Origin of the sequence: Dyadobacter endophyticus (assembly GCF_014641595.1) — a bacterium.
Lineage (GTDB): Bacteria > Bacteroidota > Bacteroidia > Cytophagales > Spirosomataceae > Dyadobacter > Dyadobacter endophyticus.
In genome coordinates this window covers 415,724-435,249 of sequence record NZ_BMIA01000003.1, presented here as the reverse complement: position 1 = coordinate 435,249, position 19,526 = coordinate 415,724, and the positions used below count along the sequence as shown (strand labels likewise).

15 protein-coding genes are annotated in these 19,526 nt (G+C 50.5%); 6 read left to right on the top strand and 9 right to left on the bottom strand.

Translation table 11 applies throughout. The features are described from left to right. Nucleotides 1–138: 138 nt before the first annotated feature. From IEY24_RS21525 to IEY24_RS21515, 3 genes are all read right to left on the bottom strand, one after another. Nucleotides 139–2,904 carry a DNA gyrase/topoisomerase IV subunit A gene (locus IEY24_RS21525; protein WP_188935902.1) on the bottom strand — a complete coding sequence of 922 codons (2,766 nt, stop codon included), beginning with the start codon at nt 2,902–2,904 and terminating at the stop codon, nt 139–141. A gap of 166 nt (nt 2,905–3,070) precedes the next feature. Then, complete coding sequence (locus IEY24_RS21520; RefSeq protein WP_188935901.1) at nt 3,071–3,712, bottom strand: NUDIX hydrolase; 642 nt, start codon at nt 3,710–3,712, stop codon at nt 3,071–3,073. A 300-nt stretch (nt 3,713–4,012) separates the two neighbouring features. Continuing rightward, nucleotides 4,013–5,596, bottom strand: coding sequence for an NAD(P)/FAD-dependent oxidoreductase (locus IEY24_RS21515; protein WP_188935900.1), 1,584 nt, complete (start codon nt 5,594–5,596; stop codon nt 4,013–4,015). 213 nt (nt 5,597–5,809) lie between these two features. On the opposite strand from IEY24_RS21515, the gene IEY24_RS21510 reads away from it, so the two are divergent. The 3 genes from IEY24_RS21510 to IEY24_RS21500 all read left to right on the top strand — a co-directional run bounded on the left by IEY24_RS21510 (nt 5,810) and on the right by IEY24_RS21500 (nt 8,255). Continuing rightward, nucleotides 5,810–6,733 carry a sugar phosphate isomerase/epimerase family protein gene (locus IEY24_RS21510; RefSeq protein WP_188937309.1) on the top strand — a complete coding sequence of 308 codons (924 nt, stop codon included), beginning with the start codon at nt 5,810–5,812 and terminating at the stop codon, nt 6,731–6,733. A 135-nt stretch (nt 6,734–6,868) separates the two neighbouring features. Then, nucleotides 6,869–7,081 (top strand): type II toxin-antitoxin system HicB family antitoxin, encoded by a 213-nt coding sequence (locus tag IEY24_RS21505; RefSeq protein ID WP_188935899.1) that lies wholly within the window; start codon nt 6,869–6,871, stop codon nt 7,079–7,081. A 10-nt stretch (nt 7,082–7,091) separates the two neighbouring features. Then, nucleotides 7,092–8,255, top strand: coding sequence for an acyl-CoA dehydrogenase family protein (locus IEY24_RS21500; protein WP_188935897.1), 1,164 nt, complete (start codon nt 7,092–7,094; stop codon nt 8,253–8,255). Here IEY24_RS21500 and IEY24_RS21495 read toward each other — a convergent pair. Together IEY24_RS21495 and IEY24_RS21490 are read right to left on the bottom strand one after the other, a co-directional pair. Next, nucleotides 8,204–9,190, bottom strand: coding sequence for a sterol desaturase family protein (locus IEY24_RS21495; RefSeq protein ID WP_188935895.1), 987 nt, complete (start codon nt 9,188–9,190; stop codon nt 8,204–8,206). The genes IEY24_RS21500 and IEY24_RS21495 overlap by 52 nt on opposite strands. Before the next feature lie 191 nt (nt 9,191–9,381). Then, entirely contained in the window at nt 9,382–10,872 is a 1,491-nt protein-coding gene (locus IEY24_RS21490) for a helix-turn-helix domain-containing protein (RefSeq protein WP_188935893.1), read from the bottom strand. 341 nt (nt 10,873–11,213) lie between these two features. Between IEY24_RS21490 and leuS the strand changes: the two genes are divergently transcribed. Beyond that, on the top strand, nt 11,214–14,075 hold the full coding sequence (gene leuS, locus IEY24_RS21485) for a leucine--tRNA ligase (RefSeq protein WP_188935891.1): 2,862 nt from the start codon (nt 11,214–11,216) through the stop codon (nt 14,073–14,075). Nucleotides 14,076–14,150: 75 nt separating this feature from the next. Here the strand turns inward: leuS and IEY24_RS21480 are convergent, their stop codons facing one another. Further along, nucleotides 14,151–14,531, bottom strand: a complete 381-nt coding sequence (locus IEY24_RS21480; protein ID WP_229222835.1) for a T9SS type A sorting domain-containing protein — start codon at nt 14,529–14,531, stop codon at nt 14,151–14,153. Between the two features lie 156 nt (nt 14,532–14,687). Here IEY24_RS21480 and IEY24_RS21475 point away from each other — a divergent pair, with 156 nt between their 5' ends. Both IEY24_RS21475 and IEY24_RS21470 read left to right on the top strand, forming a co-directional pair. Beyond that, nucleotides 14,688–15,494, top strand: a complete 807-nt coding sequence (locus IEY24_RS21475; RefSeq protein ID WP_188935889.1) for a glycoside hydrolase family 25 protein — start codon at nt 14,688–14,690, stop codon at nt 15,492–15,494. A gap of 228 nt (nt 15,495–15,722) precedes the next feature. Next, the gene (locus tag IEY24_RS21470; RefSeq protein ID WP_188935887.1) at nt 15,723–16,445 is read left to right on the top strand and encodes a hypothetical protein; all 723 of its coding nucleotides are present in this window, start codon (nt 15,723–15,725) and stop codon (nt 16,443–16,445) included. Nucleotides 16,446–16,489: 44 nt separating this feature from the next. Here IEY24_RS21470 and IEY24_RS21465 read toward each other — a convergent pair whose 3' ends face one another. The 3 genes from IEY24_RS21465 to IEY24_RS21455 all read right to left on the bottom strand — a co-directional run bounded on the left by IEY24_RS21465 (nt 16,490) and on the right by IEY24_RS21455 (nt 19,372). After that, nucleotides 16,490–17,548, bottom strand: coding sequence for an agmatine deiminase family protein (locus IEY24_RS21465; RefSeq protein ID WP_188937305.1), 1,059 nt, complete (start codon nt 17,546–17,548; stop codon nt 16,490–16,492). Between the two features lie 125 nt (nt 17,549–17,673). Further along, entirely contained in the window at nt 17,674–18,261 is a 588-nt protein-coding gene (locus IEY24_RS21460; RefSeq protein WP_188935885.1) for a Hint domain-containing protein, read from the bottom strand. A gap of 10 nt (nt 18,262–18,271) precedes the next feature. Continuing rightward, nucleotides 18,272–19,372 carry an AEC family transporter gene (locus IEY24_RS21455; protein ID WP_188935883.1) on the bottom strand — a complete coding sequence of 367 codons (1,101 nt, stop codon included), beginning with the start codon at nt 19,370–19,372 and terminating at the stop codon, nt 18,272–18,274. Between the last annotated feature and the right edge of the window lie 154 nt (nt 19,373–19,526).

The following is a 19,526-nucleotide window of genomic DNA, read 5'->3' as shown; positions in this document are numbered from 1 at the left end:
ACCTGTACGCGTGTTGCCTTTTTGAATTTTCAGTTCCTGGAAATTCTGCCGCATCGCGTACATCGGCGTTTAAATCTGATGTACGCGATCGGCGGGTACTTTTGTTGCTTGTGGATTAGCTACCGGTTCAGCCGGTGGTCATTCGAACAGCCCTAGTTGACTTTTTGGGTCAGAACCTTTTTTGCCTTCTTTCTTTGGCTTTGGCTCGCCTTTGGGTTCAGAATCCGCGTCATCTGATGAATCGCCACCATCTTCATCCTCTTCCAAATCAACAGTATTTTCTTCGAAAGCATTCGCCGCATCGTCGGCAGATTCGTCGGCGACTTCCTCTGATACCGGATCGCCGGCCGCCGGATCGCCGGCCGCCGGATCGCCTGCCACGACCTCAGGCTCTTCCACGGGTACTGTGAGCGGTTCGAGCCAGCGAATGTCCTTGAACTTGTCGTTCGGGATGCGGTTGCCCTGCGCGCGCCATCCGCGGATATCGACCATTTCCTCTACCAGGTATTCCTCGGTGCTTTGCTCTTTTTGAGCTGTTTTGGGATAAACGATTTCCAGTCGCGGACGAATATCCGTGCTGGCGAGGATCAGCTTGCTGTTTTTCGAATCGCTGATGAAAAGGAATTTCTTGTCCAGCGAAGAGGTCTCGATGTTGAACCTTTTGATGAAATGCTGTTTTTGGCCCGCATCATAATAAATGGCGGTAATCGGTAGCTTGGTGTCGAATTTCTTGACCAGCAATACCTCGTGCGGCTCATAATGGTTGGTCAGGTCGAAGTTCGTGAGCTCGTAGCTGCCGTCTTTGTAAATGACGACGATATTGTCGGTCGGGCCGAAATTGCCGAGGTATTCGCCGCGCTCGTCGCGGTTCAGGCGGCCGATGATTGGGTCGAACCACATATCCACACCGCCAAGCGTCGAGCGGCCGGCTTGTTTCAGGGTAAGTTTCCGGACGGGATATTTGGTCAGGATGTTACCCATCGCGCTTCGGTTTTTAATCAATAGTTCGGCGAAATTATAGTCAAACTGCTTGACCTTCGCTTTGCTTTGGGCTTGGAGATTAACCGTAATGATTTCGGCCTCACCGTTGTCGTTCGCCGTGAAATACGTGATCTTCGATTTCGGCGTTCCCTGCGTGAGGTCATATTCGCGGTCCCGGGTGACAGCCGTTACCTGGAAGCGCTTGGCGTAGGATACGCCGGTTTTGCCGTCGACATACACCAGGTTATAGACCTTCCTTTCATCATTTTTAAGGAAAACAGCGCAGTGGATAATGTCTTTTCCTACAAAAACCTTGTCCTGTACTTTTGTGACCACACAACGACCATCGCCGCGGAATACGATCACGTCGTCGATATCCGAGCAATCCATCACGTATTCGTCTTTTTTCAAGCCGTAACCGATAAAACCTTCCGCCCGGTTGACGTACAGTTTCTGGTTATTGGCGGCCACGATATTCGCTGAGATCTGGTTGAATGCACGGATTTCGGTCTTTCTGCCTCTGCCTTTGCCATATTTTTTCAACAAATCCCTGAAATATTCGATCGCGAAACGGGTGATATGTGCCAGGTTGTCCTCGGTTTCCGCCAAATCCTCCTGCCATTTGCGCATCAGCTCGTCGGCCTTGAAGCCATCGTACTTCGAGATACGTTTAATGCGGATTTCGGTGAGCTCCACAATATCATCGTCGGTGATTTCACGGTAAAACTGTGGTTTGTAAGGTTCCAAACCTTTGTCGATGGTCCGGATCACAGCCTCGAAAGTTTCACATTCCTCGATGTCGCGGTAAATGCGGTTTTCGATGAAGATCTTTTCGAGCGAGCCGTAGAGTATCTTTTCCAGCAATGCCAGCCGCTTGATTTCCAGCTCGCGCTGCAAGAGATGGACGGTCTGCTGGGTGTTGTATTTTAAAATCTCGGTTACGCCGACAAAATGCGGCTTTTCAGCGATGATAATACACGCATTCGGCGAAATGGAAACCTCGCATTCGGTAAATGCGTACAGGGCGTCCATCGTAATATCGGGCGAAACACCGGGTGCGAGATGGACCTGGATCTCCACATCCGCCGCCGTGTTATCCACCACTTTTTTGATCTTGATTTTCCCCGCGTCGTTCGCTTTGATGACCGATTCGATGAGGGAAGTAGTAGTGGTGCCAAAAGGAATGTCCCGGATGACGAGCATCTTCTTATCCTCTTCTTCGATTTTGGCACGTACCCGCACTTTTCCGCCCCGATGGCCGTCGTTGTAGTTGGAAACATCGACAAGGCCGCCGGTGAGAAAATCAGGGTAAATAGTCACGTCTTTGCCTTGCAGAATGCTGATGGAGGCCTCGATGAGCTCGCAGAAGTTGTGCGGGAGTATTTTGGTCGACAAACCTACCGCGATACCTTCCACGCCCAGCGAAAGCAGCAGCGGGAATTTGACCGGCAGTGTGATCGGCTCACGTTTGCGGCCATCGTAGGAAAGCTGCCATTCGGTAGTGTCGTCGTTGAAAACGATCTCCTTTCCGAAGCGCGACAGCCGGACCTCAATGTAACGTGCCGCCGCAGCGCCGTCGCCAGTGCGGATATCGCCCCAGTTACCCTGCGTATCGAACAACAGTTCCTTTTGCCCGATATTGACGATCGCGTCGTAAATAGACGCGTCTCCATGCGGGTGGTACTGCATGGACGAGCCTACGACATTGGCCACTTTATTGAAGCGGCCGTCGTCCATCTCGTTGAGCGCGTGCATAATGCGCCGCTGAACGGGTTTCAGACCGTCTTCGATCGCCGGAACGGCACGTTCCAGAATTACATAAGAGGCATAATCAAGAAACCAGTTTTCGTATAAGCCCGAAATGGGCAGTTTATCATGCAATCCGCTATCTTCTACGTCGGGCGCAGCTCCGTTTTCGTCCATAAATGCAGGAGGAACCAGGTTTTAAGTATCCAGAAAAAATTGATCAGCCATCCGCTTCCCGGTCTTCATTGGGGGACTGGCTCATTCAAAAAGAAGGAAACAGGGTGAAGTTTACCGGAAGATCAGGTTGAATTAACTGCTAATATAGCAATTTAAGCAATAAAACTTAGTTGTCCGGCGCATTCAGCACAGCCAGTAGCTCACTGACCATCATGGCCGTAGCACCCCAAATTTTGTAACCCTGGACCATATAATGCGGCGCATGTACCTGTTCTCCACGTATTTGGATGTCACTCGAACCGATAATATTAATATCAGAAATTTCTTCGAGTTTGATCTCAAAAATATCTTCTACCTCTCGCGCGTCGGGATAGAAGTCGGGACGGTAGGGCATCGCGGCCACTACCGGCAGCACATGGAAGTTACTCGCAGGAATGAAAAGCTCCGTTAATGCACCCAGGATTTTGACATCCGTCAGCCGAAGACCGATCTCTTCCTGCGCCTCCCGCAAGGCAGTGCGGATCAGATTCTCATCGCTCAGCTCATAACGCCCGCCAGGGAATGCGACCTGCCCGCTATGCACGCCGTCATAGGCTGGCCGGAGGATCAGCGGGAAGTAAATTTGGTTCTGGTAGGGATAAAAAAGGATGAGAACGGCACTTTTGCGTGTGCGGGCATTGGGTTTGAAAGTCAGTCGAAGCCGGGAGGAAGCCTGCATCACCTGGTGGGCCGTCTCACCAGGTAGCGGATACTTCAATTTTTGGGTTAATTGTTCGGTAAAAGAGGAAAATGATTCCAATGGGGCCATGTTGGCTGAGGTGTTGAAGAGTTAGGTGGCAGAACATTACGCCTAAGTTAACGTACGAAACCTAAATCTTTGCGTAGTTGAGCACTCTTTTGAAGTCGAAAAAGCTTTCGAGGCTCAAATCTTCTCGAACTTGGCAGTTCCGTCTGCATTCCTGACATGAATATGGACGGTAGATGTTCCAGGCTATAAATGAAAAACTTCATGCCGAACATTCTGAAAATTTCAGGCATAACAAGTGTGTGATAATTGTTGCAATCAATGTATGCAAATATAACAATTACTTACGTCGATTGTAACCGTCTAGGCCGGCGCTCCGGCATACAGCTTCGCAAGCTGCTCTGCGCATCTTTCGCCGTCCATGGCTGCCGACATAATGCCGCCTGCGTATCCCGCACCTTCGCCGCAAGGGAACAAACCTTTGATTTCAGGGTGCTCGCAGCTTTCACGCTCACGGGGGACGCGGATGGGGGAGGAAGTGCGGCTTTCGACGCCGATCAGCTGGGCATCGCCGGAGAGGTAACCGCGCATTTTACGACCAAAATCCGACAATGCATCGCGCAACGGGAATGCAATATGGCCGGGAAGCACGTCGTATAAATCGACGGATTGCAGACCGGGCTGATAAGAAGTTTCACGCAGGTGGGCGGAGGTACGGGCTTTAATAAAATCAACCGCCAGTTGCGCCGGCGCAGTTTGTGTGGCTCCTCCGAGTTTGCAAGCGGCTTGTTCCAGTTCGCGTTGAAGTTGCAAGCCTGCCATCGGGCCGTAATCTTTGTAGGGTGCAAGATCCGCTTCCTCGATGGTTACGACCATGCCCGAGTTGGCATAGGGCGAGTCGCGGCGCGAGGGCGACATGCCATTTACGACCACCTCGCCGGGCGCAGTGGCCGCCGGTACAATGAACCCGCCCGGACACATGCAGAACGAGAAAACACCCCGTTGTACGCCTTTATAGTGGGTCTGCGTCACCAGGCTGTAAGACGCCGCCGGCAAATACGGGCCGCGATCGGTTTCACAGTGATATTGGATTTTATCGATCGTATTTTGCGGATGTTCGATCCGGACGCCCATTGCGAACGACTTACTTTCGATAAGAATGTTTTTGGCATGCAGCAGTTCGTAAATATCCCTGGCCGAATGGCCTGTGGCCAATATGACGCCGATGCCTGTATGCTCATCTTTGTCATTGGTAACCACACCGGTAATGCGGTTATCGCTGACAATGAGGTCGGTGACTTTGGTGTCAAAATGAATTTCCCCACCTGCTTTCAAAATGCTTTCGCGCATTTCGGAAACGACAACCGGCAGCTTGTTGGTGCCGATATGCGGGTGCGTGTCAATTAATATCTGCTCGCTGGCGCTGTGTGCGACGAATATTTCCAGCACCCTGCGAATATCGCCGCGTTTGTTGGACCGGGTGTAAAGTTTGCCGTCCGAATAAGTTCCGGCGCCACCTTCCCCGAAGCAATAGTTCGATTCCGGGTTGACATAATGTTCCTTGTTAATAGCCGCCAGATCGCGCCGCCTCGTACGCACATCTTTTCCTCTCTCAAACAAAACAGGCTTGATACCCAGTTCAATGAGCCGCAATGCGGCAAACATTCCGGCCGGTCCGCAACCGACGATCAATGCCTGCGGGCGCTTGCTCACATCCGGGTACACAATGCGTGTACCTACCAAGGCGGGTGGGGCTTCTCCGGCATAGACTTCGGCTTGAACATTAATTTTTACCTGCCGGCTACGGGCATCAATCGATTGGCGTGTTTTACGAATAAACGGGTTGTCGCTTTCGCGCAGGCGGAGTTTCTGAATTACAAATCGGCGGAAATTGTCGTCGTCCAGCGCGATTTCCGGCGCCAGTGTCAGTTGAAGCGTATGATGCATATGATGGAAAGGGATTTATCCTTTAATGCCACAAATGTATGCATACTTTCACAGCAGACAATTTCTGAACGCACGCGGCAACTTCTGATCATTCCCTATAACACATTACCATCTCCGACACCCCCTGTCCATTCCCGCTCGCCGGGTAACAAACCAACTCGTCCTCCTTTTATGGAAGACGACAATCAAGCAAACTTCCAAACCCGTGTAACCATGTCGCAAAACCGCCGCCAATTCCTGAACACGCTGGCTGTTTCCGCCGGGGCCGCAGTGCTTTCCGAAGCTGCCCGTGCCGGGCAAAACGCCGCTGCGCTGCCGTTATCGTGCAACCAATATTCGTGGATCACTTTTTACGCCCGTGATGGTAAAGATTGGGGCAAGGACCCGGATGCGTCACTCGCGGAATTTGCCCAGACGGGTCTGAAAGCCTACGAGCCTGCATTCAACAACGCCGACGAGGTGCCCAAACTGTTGCCAGTACTCAAAAAATACCGGCTCGCGATGCCCTCCGTGTACGTCAATACCTCGTTGCACGAAACAGGGGAAGCGTCCAAATCGATCGGGTCTGTGCTGGCGATCGCGGATGCACTCAAACCTGCGGATACGAAAATCATCGTGACAAACCCTAATCCTATTCAATGGGGAAGTGACAAGAATAAATCCGACGAACAACTGACCGAGCAGGCGAAAAACCTCGATAAGCTCGGTGCGGAGTTGAAAAAGCGGGGGATCACCCTCGCATATCACACGCACGACGTGGAGCTGCGTGCAGCCGCACGGGAGTTTCATCATATGCTGCTAGCCACCGATCCCAGGAACGTATCGCTATGCCTCGACGTGCATTGGATTTACCGCGGTTCCGGCAATTCGCAGGTGGCATTGTTTGATATTGTGAAATTGTACGGCAAACGCATTGCCGAGCTGCATTTACGGCAATCGAAAGATGGTATCTGGCAGGAGACGTTCACGGAAGGGGATATCGACTATCCAAGATTGGTACAGGCGCTCGACGGCCTGGGCGTAAAACCGCATCTGGTTTTGGAGCAATGCCTGGAAAAAACTTCGCCCAAGACGATGGACGGCTTGCAGGCGCATAAGGAGGATTTGGTTTATGTGAAGAAGGTGTTTGGGGGATAGGTTCAGGCAGCCATAGAATTTTTTATAAGGAGAATATTTCAGAAATTGTAAATATTCAGCCTTTGGGTAGCAAGGCGAAACCCTATCAAGTTAAGCAGGTCAGGGCAATTATTTTAGAATACAAACTTTTCAGCTATGAACAGTAAGTATGAATTGATTATGTATTGGAGCGAGGAGGATCGGTCTTTTCTTGTTGAAGTCCCCGAGCTTCCGGGATGTATGGCTGATGGCGCAACACAGAGCGAGGCGCTAGCCAATGTGCAAACAGCGATCGACGAATGCCTTAGAACGGCAAAAGAGTTGGGTCGAGAGATCCCAAAAGCCAAAGGCAAGCTCATGCACGCCTGACTCATTTCCAATGACCCAGACCGATTTTTTCAGCATCTCCGACCTTCTGACAGAAGAGCAGCGCCTCATTCAGCAGGCTGTGCGAGACTTTTCTGATCGGGAAATCAAGCCCGTTATCGAAGATTTTGCCCAGCGAGCAGCGTTTCCATTGTATTTAATACCAAAATTTGGTGAGCTGGGCGTATTTGGCCCCACTATTCCGGCAGAATATGGCGGGGGTGGACTGGATTATACCAGTTACGGTTTGATGTGCCAGGAGATCGAACGAGGTGATTCAGGCATGCGGTCGACGGTTTCAGTACAGAGCTCGCTGGTGATGTGGCCGATCTATGCCTTTGGTTCGGAGGAGCAGAAGCGGAAATATTTGCCGAAGCTGGCTTCGGGCGAATGGTTAGGCTGCTTCGGATTGACCGAACCTGATCATGGCTCGAATCCCGGCGGGATGATGACGCATTTGGCCAAAACGGATAGCGGTTATGTGCTTAGTGGCTCCAAAATGTGGATTTCCAATGCGCCTTTCGCGCACGTAGGTGTGGTGTGGGCGCGGAATGAAGAGGGGAGGGTGCAAGGCGTGATCGTCGAGCGGGGAATGGAAGGTTTTTCAACCCCGGAAATCCATAACAAATGGTCGCTACGCGCGAGTGCGACGGGCGAGCTGGTTTTTGACCATGTATCGATTCCCGAATCGCATATTCTCCCCGGCGCCATCGGCCTGAAAGCCGCATTGCAATGCCTCGACAAAGCGCGGTATGGCATCGCCTGGGGTGCTGTCGGGGCGGCTATCGACTGCTATGAAACAGCAGTGAAGTATGCCGTTGAACGCATTCAGTTTGACAAACCCATTGCCGCATTCCAGTTGACACAGAAAAAATTGGCCGAAATGCTGACGGAAATTACCAAAGCGCAGTTGCTTGCATGGCGCCTTGGCCAACTTATGGACGCAGGCGATGCAACGACCGTACAGATTTCAATGGCTAAAAGAAATAATGTGGCAATGGCGCTGAACATAGTCCGTGAAGCCCGGCAAATCCTCGGCGCCATGGGCATCACAGGTGAATACCCCATTATGCGGCATATGATGAACCTCGAATCGGTGATCACGTACGAGGGAACGCACGATATTCATTTGCTGATCTTGGGGGCGGAAATTACGGGGATTGGGGCGTTTAAGTGACGTTCTTCTTGGCCGCCGACGGCTGACGGCATAGCCGCAAGCTTCTTCTGCAAATCCTTACTCGTTTCCCGTGAGCCGTCCGGAGACCATCCAGGTGCCTTGAGGAGGTATTTTAGCTTTGTTTTAAAATCCACTGGTTGTTTGAAATCTTCCCCGATAGCCTTCCATTCGTGGAAAACGGTTTGGCTGAGGCCCTGCTGTTCTGTCGACTTGGTGAGGCCGTAGCGGGGTGGCTCGGTGGGCAGTTCTTCCTGAAAGGTGCCAAAAATATGGTCCCAAATGATCAGGCACATCCCCATGTTTTTATCGAGATACCGGACGTTGCTTGCGTGGTGTACGCGGTGGTGCGAGGGGGTTACGAAAATGTATTCCAGCCAGCCGAGCTTGCCCACATATTCGGTATGCACGATAATGCCGTAAATCTGCGTGATGGAGTACATGACGATAATATCAGCCGGATTGAAACCGACCAACGTAAGTGGAATGAAGTAGATGAAACGGTAGAGCGGCTGGAAAACCGACGACCGAAAGCCGGTAGTGAGGTTGAAGTGCTCCGACGAATGGTGCGTCACGTGCACGGCCCAGAACAAACGGCAATGGTGGTCCACATAATGTAATGTGTAAAACGCGAGATCCTCGGCGAGGAACAACGCGAGCCAGTACATTGCGGGATTTGAGATCGGTTCCACGAAAGAGAAATTGTAAAACCAGATCAATACGCTTATATAGGCGGCGCGGAAAAGCAGATCGATCCCGCCGTTGAGCAGCATGAGGGCTGCATTCGTGAACGTATCCCTGAACGAATAGGCCGGACGTTCGGCCAGCTCTCCGTGTGGTGTTTTGTGTGTTAAAAAGATCTCAAGACCGATCAGACATATATAAAACGGCGTCGACAGTTTTAAAATGAGGTCCTCAAAATCATAAGTGCCGGGCATAGCAATTTCTTCAAATAGTAAACAAAGATAGTTGAGAAGAGAACTGTAAAATTTCACCCTCCTATTTCTAAGATTTTTCTAATAGAACTGGCAGGTTACTTATTAGACATTCATTTGACAGGAAACCCCCATTGAAGGTTCAGATTTTCCCGGGTTTACGTTCTTTAAATATTATAAGTAACCAAAAATGATTAGTTAATCATTCTTTTTAAGGCTTTTCTGAGTTCTTCGTTCTTGTGCCGTTTTTGCAGGATTACCGGCGCGGCAATGCGCTCCCGGCAATCGAACAGTGAACAGCGTTCGCAGGTCTGGTTTACTTCGCGGGATGTCAGGGCCGGATCGTCGAGAAATGCCAGCTTCTCCCGCGTCTGCTCGTCGAGATAAATACCCATCGACACGCTCACGTTCAGGTTAGGGGCCGGCGACATCGGCTGCGCGAAACTCACTACCAGATACTGGTCCTGCGTATCGATGTACGTCGATTTTTGCGCTTTGCAGAGGATGCGGGGCGGCTGTTTAGCCTGAATAATCTCGCCCAGATCGTTCAGGATCGTGAGGGCAACCCAGCGGCGGCAGTAATGCTCATCGCGGACGGTGTGCGGGTAATGCTTCCTGGAAATGTGCATTTCCTTGGTCATATGGAAGATATTCTGCCCGACGAAGTTGTTGAAACGCGAAAAGAAGATCTGGTTAATGCCGAAGTAGCGCGGCAGGATATTGCTGAGCCGGTAACAGAATGACTCCGGGGTGGTATTGAAATCGTGGATAAGCTGGATCAGTTTATCGGGCTGCCAGGTTTTTTGCGCAAAAAAATCGGCGATGGCTGGTACCAGCAGGCTTCTTTTAATAATGATCGCGCTGCCGAAATAGGACGCTTTGAAGTTGTTCAAAAGCTGTTCAAACGACTCTGCTTCCACCAGCGCTGTCGTATGTAGTCTGTTTTTCAGGTTGAGATACAAGTATCCGATCTCACGCCCGTAGATAAATGCACGCTGGACGGAGGATAAATGTGCATTTATCAGAAGCCGTGTGCCGTTTGCATTGGTGATCGTCAGCGACCGCACGGTGGCAAACTCGGGATTTGTGCGCTCGTTGATAGGCTCGATCGTGTAATGGTACTGCTCTTTCAGGATGCTTTCGAGCTGCTGTTCGTCGAGCAGCCGGGCCGGCTCTACATGATGCTCCGTCAGAAAACGCTCCGCTTCGAGTTCGATGTCTTCGAAATAGTTGTCGTGCATTTCCTGGTAAGTCCGCAGTGCCGAGAAATAGAACTTCTCGATCGACATATTGTAATTCCGCGCGATCTCAATGAGGGTTCCCACGAATGCGCTGATCTTGGTAGGCGCGTCGGAGAGGATTTCAAGCAGGTTTGCGGGGTCTATTCCAAACAGTTCGAGCGGGAGCTCCGTCAGTACATTTGAGCTGAGCAGGTCGGAAATCGGTTCCAGCCGCTTGCTCAGTTTTAACGAAACGAGCGTATCATAATCGACATCCATGGCGCCTGCTAATGCAAGGATCTTATCGGATTTCGGGTATTTTTTCCCCTTTTCAATTTCATTGATATAGGAGATCGACAACCCCGATTTCTGGGAAAGTTCGCTGAGCGACATCCCCTTGTCGAGCCGGAGCTGTTTGAGTTTGAGTCCGAAAACCAGTCTTACATTATCTTGATTAATAGCCACAGTGCTGATATATGAGCCTGATTTTGTGCGATTTTGCTTACAGGCAATTTAACGAATGAAACACAAAAGTAGAAATAGCCTTGTATTCGGCATCCATGCATTACAAAAAAACGGGACCGTTCACACAGATCGGCATCGTTGCGAGGAGGTGCACCTTAAGGCGCCCGCATGTCATCGCGACCTAATAATATGACGGACAACCTTAATCCGACCAAAAAACGCTATTTTTGCGGTTTATTTGCGAGAACAGAAAATAAACAAAAGCTTTACCTTCTGATAATCAGGATGCTGGGCGGATATGCACACCGGTAGCCCGGTAAAAACATAACAACTAACACGATATGAGTGAGTACAGTCATCGGGAAATAGAAAAAAAATGGCAGGATTACTGGCAGCAGAACGGCACATTCAGCGTGTCGAACGAGTCGGACCTGCCTAAGTATTATGTGTTGGACATGTTTCCCTACCCCTCGGGTGCGGGGCTGCATGTGGGCCACCCGCTGGGGTACATCGCCTCGGACATCTATTCCCGCTACAAAAGGCTGAAAGGCTTCAATGTGCTGCATCCGATGGGTTTCGACAGCTTCGGCTTGCCCGCCGAGCAATATGCGATTCAGACTGGCCAGCATCCGGCCATCACGACGGAGCAGAATATTACCCGTTACATCGAGCAGTTGAAAAACCTCGGGTTGAGCTACGATTGGAGCCGTGAAGTGCGGACTTCCGACCCGGGCTATTACAAATGGACGCAGTGGATTTTTTCCGAACTGTTCAATAGCTGGTACAACAATGACACCGACAAGGCAGAGCCCATCGAAACGCTGACTGCGAAGTTTGCGCAGGAAGGTAATGCGAAAGTGAATGCGCCGGCCGACGAGGATACCCCTGCATTCACCGCCGAAGAGTGGAATGGATGGTCGGAAGAGGCAAAATATAAAATGACATTGAAATACCGCCTGACCTACGTGGCCGACGCCACCGTAAACTGGTGCCCCGGCCTGGGATCGGTATTGTCGAACGACGAGGTGAAAGACGGCGTTTCGGAGCGCGGCGGCTTCCCCGTAATCCAGAAACTAATGCGCCAATGGATGATGCGTATTACCGCATATGCCCAACGGTTGATCGACGGGCTGGATACCGTGGATTGGACGGAGTCATTGAAAGAGCAGCAGCGTAACTGGATCGGACGGTCTGTTGGGGCGTTGGTCAAATTTCAAGTTTGGGATGAAAGGGAGGATGGAGGAAAGGGACAAGGGGATACTCCTTCCTCCCCTTCCTCCCTTTCTCCCTACATCGAAGTATTCACAACTCGTGTCGATACGATCTACGGTGTAACGTTCATGGTGATTGCACCTGAGCATGAACTGGTGGATGTGATCACGACGGCGGAACAGCGCGGGGAAATCGATGCGTACATTGCGATGACGCAGAAGAAATCGGAGCGCGACCGGATGTCGGACGTCAAAACCGTTTCGGGCGCATTCACGGGCGCGTATGTGCTCAATCCGTTCAGCGGGGAGAAAGTGCCGGTTTACATTGCGGATTACGTTTTGGCCGGCTACGGAACCGGTGCGGTGATGGCCGTGCCATCCGGCGACCAGCGCGACTGGAACTTCGCGAAGCATTTCAACTTGCCCATTATCCCGATCCTCGACGCGCAAAAAGAGACTGAAACCCAGGCCGACGCAACGAAGGACGGGAAATATATCAATTCAGGTATTATCAATGGGTTGACTTACAAAGAAGCAACCCAAAAGTTGATCGATTCGCTGGAAGAAAGAGGGATAGGGAAAGGGAAGATCAACTATCGCCTGCGCGATGCGGTGTTCAGCCGCCAGCGTTACTGGGGCGAGCCGGTGCCTGTTTATTACAAAAACGACAGCGAAGGCCAGCCGGTACCTTATTTGCTTGACTTGAACGAATTGCCTTTGAATTTGCCGGAAGTCGATAAATACCTGCCGACGGAAAACGGCGAGCCTCCTCTGGGCCGTGCGCAAGGCTGGGAACACGGCTCTGGCAACGGCTATGAGCTAAGCACCATGCCGGGATGGGCGGGCAGCAGCTGGTACTGGTACCGCTACATGGACCCAAAAAACGAAAATGAGTTCGCGTCGAAAGAAGCGATCGGTTACTGGAAAGACGTGGATTTGTACATCGGCGGGACCGAACATGCGACGGGCCACTTGCTGTACAGCCGTTTCTGGAATAAATTCATGAAAGACCGGGGCTTTGTCCAGGAGGAGGAGCCTTTTAAGAAGCTGATCAACCAGGGGATGATCCAGGGACGCAGCAATTTTGTGTATCGGGTTAAAGGAGATGATTATAGTAGGCCGGTATTTGTAAGCGCAGGTTTGAAATCCCAATACGAAGTTTCTGCATTACACGTGGATGTCAATATCGTTGAAAACGACGTGCTCGATGTGGAGAAATTCAAGGCTACCCGCCATGATATTTCCGGGGAGAATGCGGAATTCATCCTCGAAGACGGGAAATATATCTGCGGCGTGGAAGTGGAGAAAATGTCTAAATCCAAGTTCAATGTCGTAAACCCGGACGACATCGTGGAGCGCTATGGGGCCGATACCCTGCGTTTGTACGAAATGTTCCTCGGGCCATTGGATCAGGCGAAACCCTGGAATACCAACGGTATCGACGGCACCTACCGTTTTATCCGCAAGCTGTGGCGTTTGTTCTATACCGAAACCGGTCAGTGGCAGGTCAAAGACGTTCCTGCCAAGCCGGAGGAGTTGAAAACCCTGCATAAAACGATCAAGAAGATTGGCGAGGATATCGAAAACTTCTCGTTCAATACGGCGGTAAGTGCATTTATGGTGTGTGTGAATGAACTGGGCGGCCAGAAGTGCCAGAGCAAAGAAGTGCTGGAACAACTGGTAATCCTGCTTTCGCCCTACGCGCCGCACATTTCGGAAGAATTGTGGGCTGCGCTGGGTAACGAGGCCGGATTGGTTTCCAAAGCGGCGTTCCCCGTGTTCGAAGCGAAATATGTGCAGGAATCGGTATTCGAATATCCGGTACAGATCAATGGAAAGGTCCGCGCTTCGCTGACATTCCCGTTGGATACGCCGCCGGCCGAAATCGAGAAAGAGGTTTTGGCGGATGCAGCCGTTCAGAAATGGATGGAAGGCAAGCCGGCCAAGAAAGTAGTCGTAGTGCCGAAGCGGATCGTGAACGTAGTGATCTGATTTGGCATTGAAATACAAAATAAAATGGCCAGCCCGGTGTCGGAGCTGGCCATTTTGCTTACTGGATAGGGCTGGTTACTTGACGGAAATCTGGCGTTCGGTGCGGATCTCGGTTACTTCAAAATCCTTTTCGGCTTTCTGACCATTAGCAGAAACCTCGATCGTGTAAGTGCCGGCAGGCAATTCTTTCACATTGAAGGTTTTTCTGAACTTGGCAGTATTACGGTCGATCGTTTCGCGATACATGACCTCTCCGCTTTTGTTGCTGATCAGCACCACTGCCCGATTGTCGGTGTATTTGTCAACATTGACGTGGATTTTACCACTGTTCGAAGCGAAAATACCGGTTCCGAATGCGGCTGCTTTTTTGCTTTCCTTGTCGTCTGCGAAAGAGTTGAAAGCGAAGGTGGCAGCGATTACCATTGTCATTGCGATGGATTTAATTGAAGGTTTCATGGCTATGTTGTTTTAAAGATGGCTAATAATTCCGTTTTGTTGATTCAAATATATGGGCAATACTAGGTACTATGTAATGCAAAGTACATGAATGGTAACCAGGGAAAATGAGTGGCGGTATGTCGGGAATAACGATCTTTCTTAATTTTGCAGGGTATGACAAAAAAGAAAACCCGCTCCTCGGGAAGTAAAGTAAATTATCTGAAACCCCTCCCGGCAAAGGGCTGGGCCATTATCGGGGCTATTGTGATCGTAATTGGCGGGCTGATCTGGTGGAACGACAGGACGGACGAAAACCAATGGGAGTTCATCAGCAAGTTCGGCATTAAACTGCCATTACGCTACAAAGTGCATGGTATCGACGTTTCTCACCATAACGCGAAGATCAATTGGGATAAACTCAAAAGCGCCCGCTCCGAAAATGTGGGGATTGATTTTGTCTATATCAAAGCCACCGAAGGCGCAACACACCTCGATACGCAGTTTAAGCGAAACTGGGCCGAAGCAAAAAGGGTCGGGATGAAGCGTGGCGCCTACCATTTCTATAACCCGCGCGTGATGTCCGACCGCCAGGTAGACAACTTCATCGGCCAGGTAAGAATGGAAGCGGGTGACCTGCCGCCTGTGCTCGATCTGGAAGTGAATGGCGGCAAGCCGGACGACATTATCATTAAAGGTGTCCGCAACTGGCTAACGCTCATAGAGGCGCACTACGGGGTGAAACCCATTATTTACGTAAATGAGCATTATTATAAAAAATACATTTCCGGCAACTTCGACGAATACCCGCTCTGGTTAGCAGGCTACTCGCGCACGCACCTGAACGACCTCGCGTCCGACGCGCACGTGTTGTTTTGGCAGCATAGCGAAAAAGGCTGGGTCGATGGCATCCGCGGCTTTGTGGATTACAATGTATTCCTGCACGAGCGTGCCGATTGGGAAAATTTGGCGGATGCGGAGTAATTTGTACTAAGTTACCTACTGCACTCCCAAAGCTCACGGTTAATAGCATGGCATTGCGAAGATTATACAAATGTGCCCTGGTATGAATTTGAAGAACAGTAACAAGGCTGAATGCGGGGTTTTCCCTTTTTATGCGTAGCAAAAGCCGGATAATCAGGCGGGTATAAATACGCTGAAATGCAGGTAATCAGGGTGCTACTTTTGGCAAACACCAAACTCAATGCACTTATGAAGACCATCCAGTTTTTTCTCCATGCGTTATTGCTAACGACGTTATTAGCCTCATGCAAGACGACAACAATTCTGACGTCAAAATTTGAAAGTGAAACAATTGGTTCGCTTCCCGCCAAGAACCTTCCCGGCGACCCCACGGGCGACGAAATAACGTACAGCACCGAGCTGCAACCACGCATTAAGGTGACGGCCTCCGCTACTGCCGGTCAGAAATCGCTTACTTTCACGGAGATCAACACGCCCGGACTTACCGCCCATAATCAGTTCCTGTCATTTAAAGGTATTTCTACCGATTTTACCCAGACCCTGTGGTTTATGTTCACGGCCACACATTCGGGCTCGGGCGAGCGCATGCTCATTGACGTTACCGATGGCTCGGCGGGGATGATCACGCGAATGTTTATTACTGAGACGGGGCAGTTGAGTATGATGACGAATTTTTCCGGGGGAGAGCAGGTGTTGGGCAACATTCCCACCGGTGTTTCGCATACCATTATCGTAACGCTCAATCTAAGCAGCAAGAAATTCAATCTGACGGTGTTGAAATCGGGCGGGAATATCACGCTTACCGACCGGCCCGTATTGATAGACAACGTGCTGGCATATGCCAACCCCGCGCAGCCGTCGTTACATTTCAGATGGGATGATGGCGCTTCCGCTACGAGGAAATATGTGCTGGAAGAGGTTCTTATTACCCGTAAGAAACCGGATATGTAAAAGAAAAGCCGGGAAGCTTATCAATGGCTTCCCGGCTTTCTATATTAAATCAGCGGCTCCTGCTGGCTCAGGCAATGGAAGCTGCCCTGTCCCCAGATGATCTCCGTCGCCAAAAGCGGAATGATTTGCCTGCCATTAAATGCTTTTTCTAGCATATCGATCGCAATCTGGTCGTGCGGGTTGTTGAATACCGGCACGATAACGCCTGCATTGCAAATCAAAAAGTTGGCATAGGAGCCAGGCGTGCGGAAATCGTCGATAATGACGGCTTTCGGCATGGGCAGCTCGATAATGTTCGGTTGCTTTCCGTTCAGCAAACGCATTTCTTTCAGCATTTGCAGGTTGGTATTCAAAACTGCAAAGTTTTCATCATTACGGTCGGTTTCGACGCAGGCCACGATGGTATCTTCATTTACAAAACGTGTCGTATCGTCGATATGCCCGTCGGTATCGTCGCCGACAATGCCGTCTTCCACCCACAAAACCTGCTCGATACCGTAGTAATCGTACAGTAGCTGTTCGATCTGGCCCTGGTTCAAATGCGGGTTACGGTTGGGGTTCAGCAGGCATGATTTGCTCGTTAACAGGCTTCCCGCTCCGTTAAATTCCACCGAACCGCCTTCCATGATAATGCCCGGGTTTACGACCGGCAGGTTCAGGTATTCGGCCACCGCGCGTGGCGTCCGGTTATCGTCGTCATACGGCGGATATTTGCCGCCCCAGGCATTATGCCCCCAGTCGACGATCATTTTTTCGCCGGTTTCCGGTTTTACCACAAAAGAAGGACCGTGATCGCGGCACCAGGCGTCGTTGGTGGGTTTTACTATAAATTCGATTTTAGCAAGATCAATCCCCGTTTTCACTAGCTCGCCGGTGATGAATTGCTTCAATGCTTCGTCGTTGGCGATTATCCCTACATTTTCTCCCTGGCTGATCGCCTTGATGAATGCCAGGTATTGCGGCCGCATTTTGGACAGCTTATCTCCTTGCCACGATGCGTCGTTATGCGGGAAAGTAAGCCAGGTGGCGCGGTGCGGTGCCCATTCGGCCGGAAATGTAAAACCCAATTCGCGGGGTGTTGATGAAGCGGTATTTGCCGTCACGGAATATGCAATGTATTTGTTCTGCTCAAAAATGAAGTGCAAAGGTCGTAAAAGGTTTCGAAGCAGACCAAAAAAATAAAGCCCCGAGAACGAGGCTTTACCGGATTGTTGAGCAAATAATAAGATCAGTTGTTGGCAACCATCACATTATCGACCAGGTAAGTGCCGTCCACCGTCTCGAGGTTGTAGGCTTTACTCACCCGCCTCGCATTCTGTTGGACCGCGCCCACTTTCCAGGACGACACGATACCCGTGGACGGTTCATAATGGTAAAGAATATCCTTTTTCGACAGCTTTTTCATCCGTTTTCTTCCATGATTGGTTTGAACCAGGTGGTACGGCGTTGCTTCGAGCAACAAAGCGGGTACGATCGGTGAGCCGGAGGTCGCATTACCTTCCGCCGGGCGTAAATACACGGCTGTCAATGGTGAAGTCGGCTGGTTGAAAACATCGATCTGCCTCACCTGCGTGCTCGTCGTTTTGCCGTCTTTGCACGTCTTTACATGCTCACCCACGCGTACATCGGCGATGGATTTGAGACTGCCGTCGGCCATTGTCACCGGCGCATTGGCCGAGAAATACTTACACCGCTTGGTACTCTTCGAAATCCGGATCGTAGCCTGCGACTGAATGCTGCTGACGGACGCGATCTCGGTTTGGGCAACGACTGTAAGTGACAGGAGTGAAAAAATACTGGTGGTCAGGACCTTCATATGGGTTGGATTATGACGATGCCTTGGACATTTTTACGAATACCTTGCTGAGTACATTCGGTACCGCGCCGAGGCAAATCAGCACCAGGCCGGCGGTAATGAGTGTGGAAGTATGCGCGAAAAACGAACCCGAAGACAAAATCGCTAAAATTAATATCGTTGAGAATGGTAATGAGAATGCAAGTAACAACACGGCCAGTTCCAGATCAAATGTTCTTTTCTCCTTCGGCATAGCCTTGGCATCTTCCCGCAGGTTGAACGCGGAAATGTGGGCGAGGGGCCAGAAACTGGCGGCGCTCAGGGGAATCACGATCGAAAGCAACACCATGTTCTGGTCGTTGATGTTCAGGACGTAGATCATCCCCGCGCTGATGAGCATCGTAATGCCCGCGCGGAAGAACAGTATACTTGCAACGATACGCTTCTTCCCTTCTTTTAGTTGCACGGCCAGGCCGATGAAGAGCAATACGAGCGGCGTCATCATAGCACTGGTTTTATCAAAAATATCTACGATGACCGGCGGCAGCGAGCTGTAATTGATGCCCAGGCTCAGCAGGATGATGGCGACGAAAATAAGCAGGTTGATCGGCTCCTGGAACATGCTGGCAAAGAGGCTTTTCAGTTTTCCGCCCATTTTGGTCTCCTTGTCGTCGCTGTTTTTGAGAAACATATTCATCGCCAGAATGTAAAGCGAAATGAGTACGAAAAACTTGTTACCCACATCTGCCAATGCCGCGATAGCGAGGCTTTTTTCACCCAAAAACTCCGCGATGAATGGAAAACACGACAAACCCGGCGCCAAGGAAGGAATGAGCATCATCAATGTGCGACCGGTAGGGCTGTTTTTTTCTATCCCAAATAACGCGAATGCAAGCGGTGCGGAAAAGAACATCAGGAAGTTGAAAACAAGCGTAACGAGCGGGATGACGAACATCGACGAATCGATGTCGATCTTCATTAAAGAGATAAATATCGTTGAGGGCAGCGCCACGGAGAGGATAATCTCCTTGATGCCGTTGGTTTGGTCTTTATTCTTGAATTTGCTTTTGAGCAACAATCCCAAAGCAATTAATAATAACAGCGTAATGGTTTTTTGTAATGCGTCACTCATGGTTGGGAATATTTAATGAGTAATAGGAGTGTATCGAAGATTAAAGAGGAGTGTTGCTTTCGCGATGATGTTGTAACGAGGTATTGTAGTAACAGGAGTGAAATGCGGTAAGGACTGTCTTCGACTTCGCTCAGACTGACAAAAGCAAAATCAC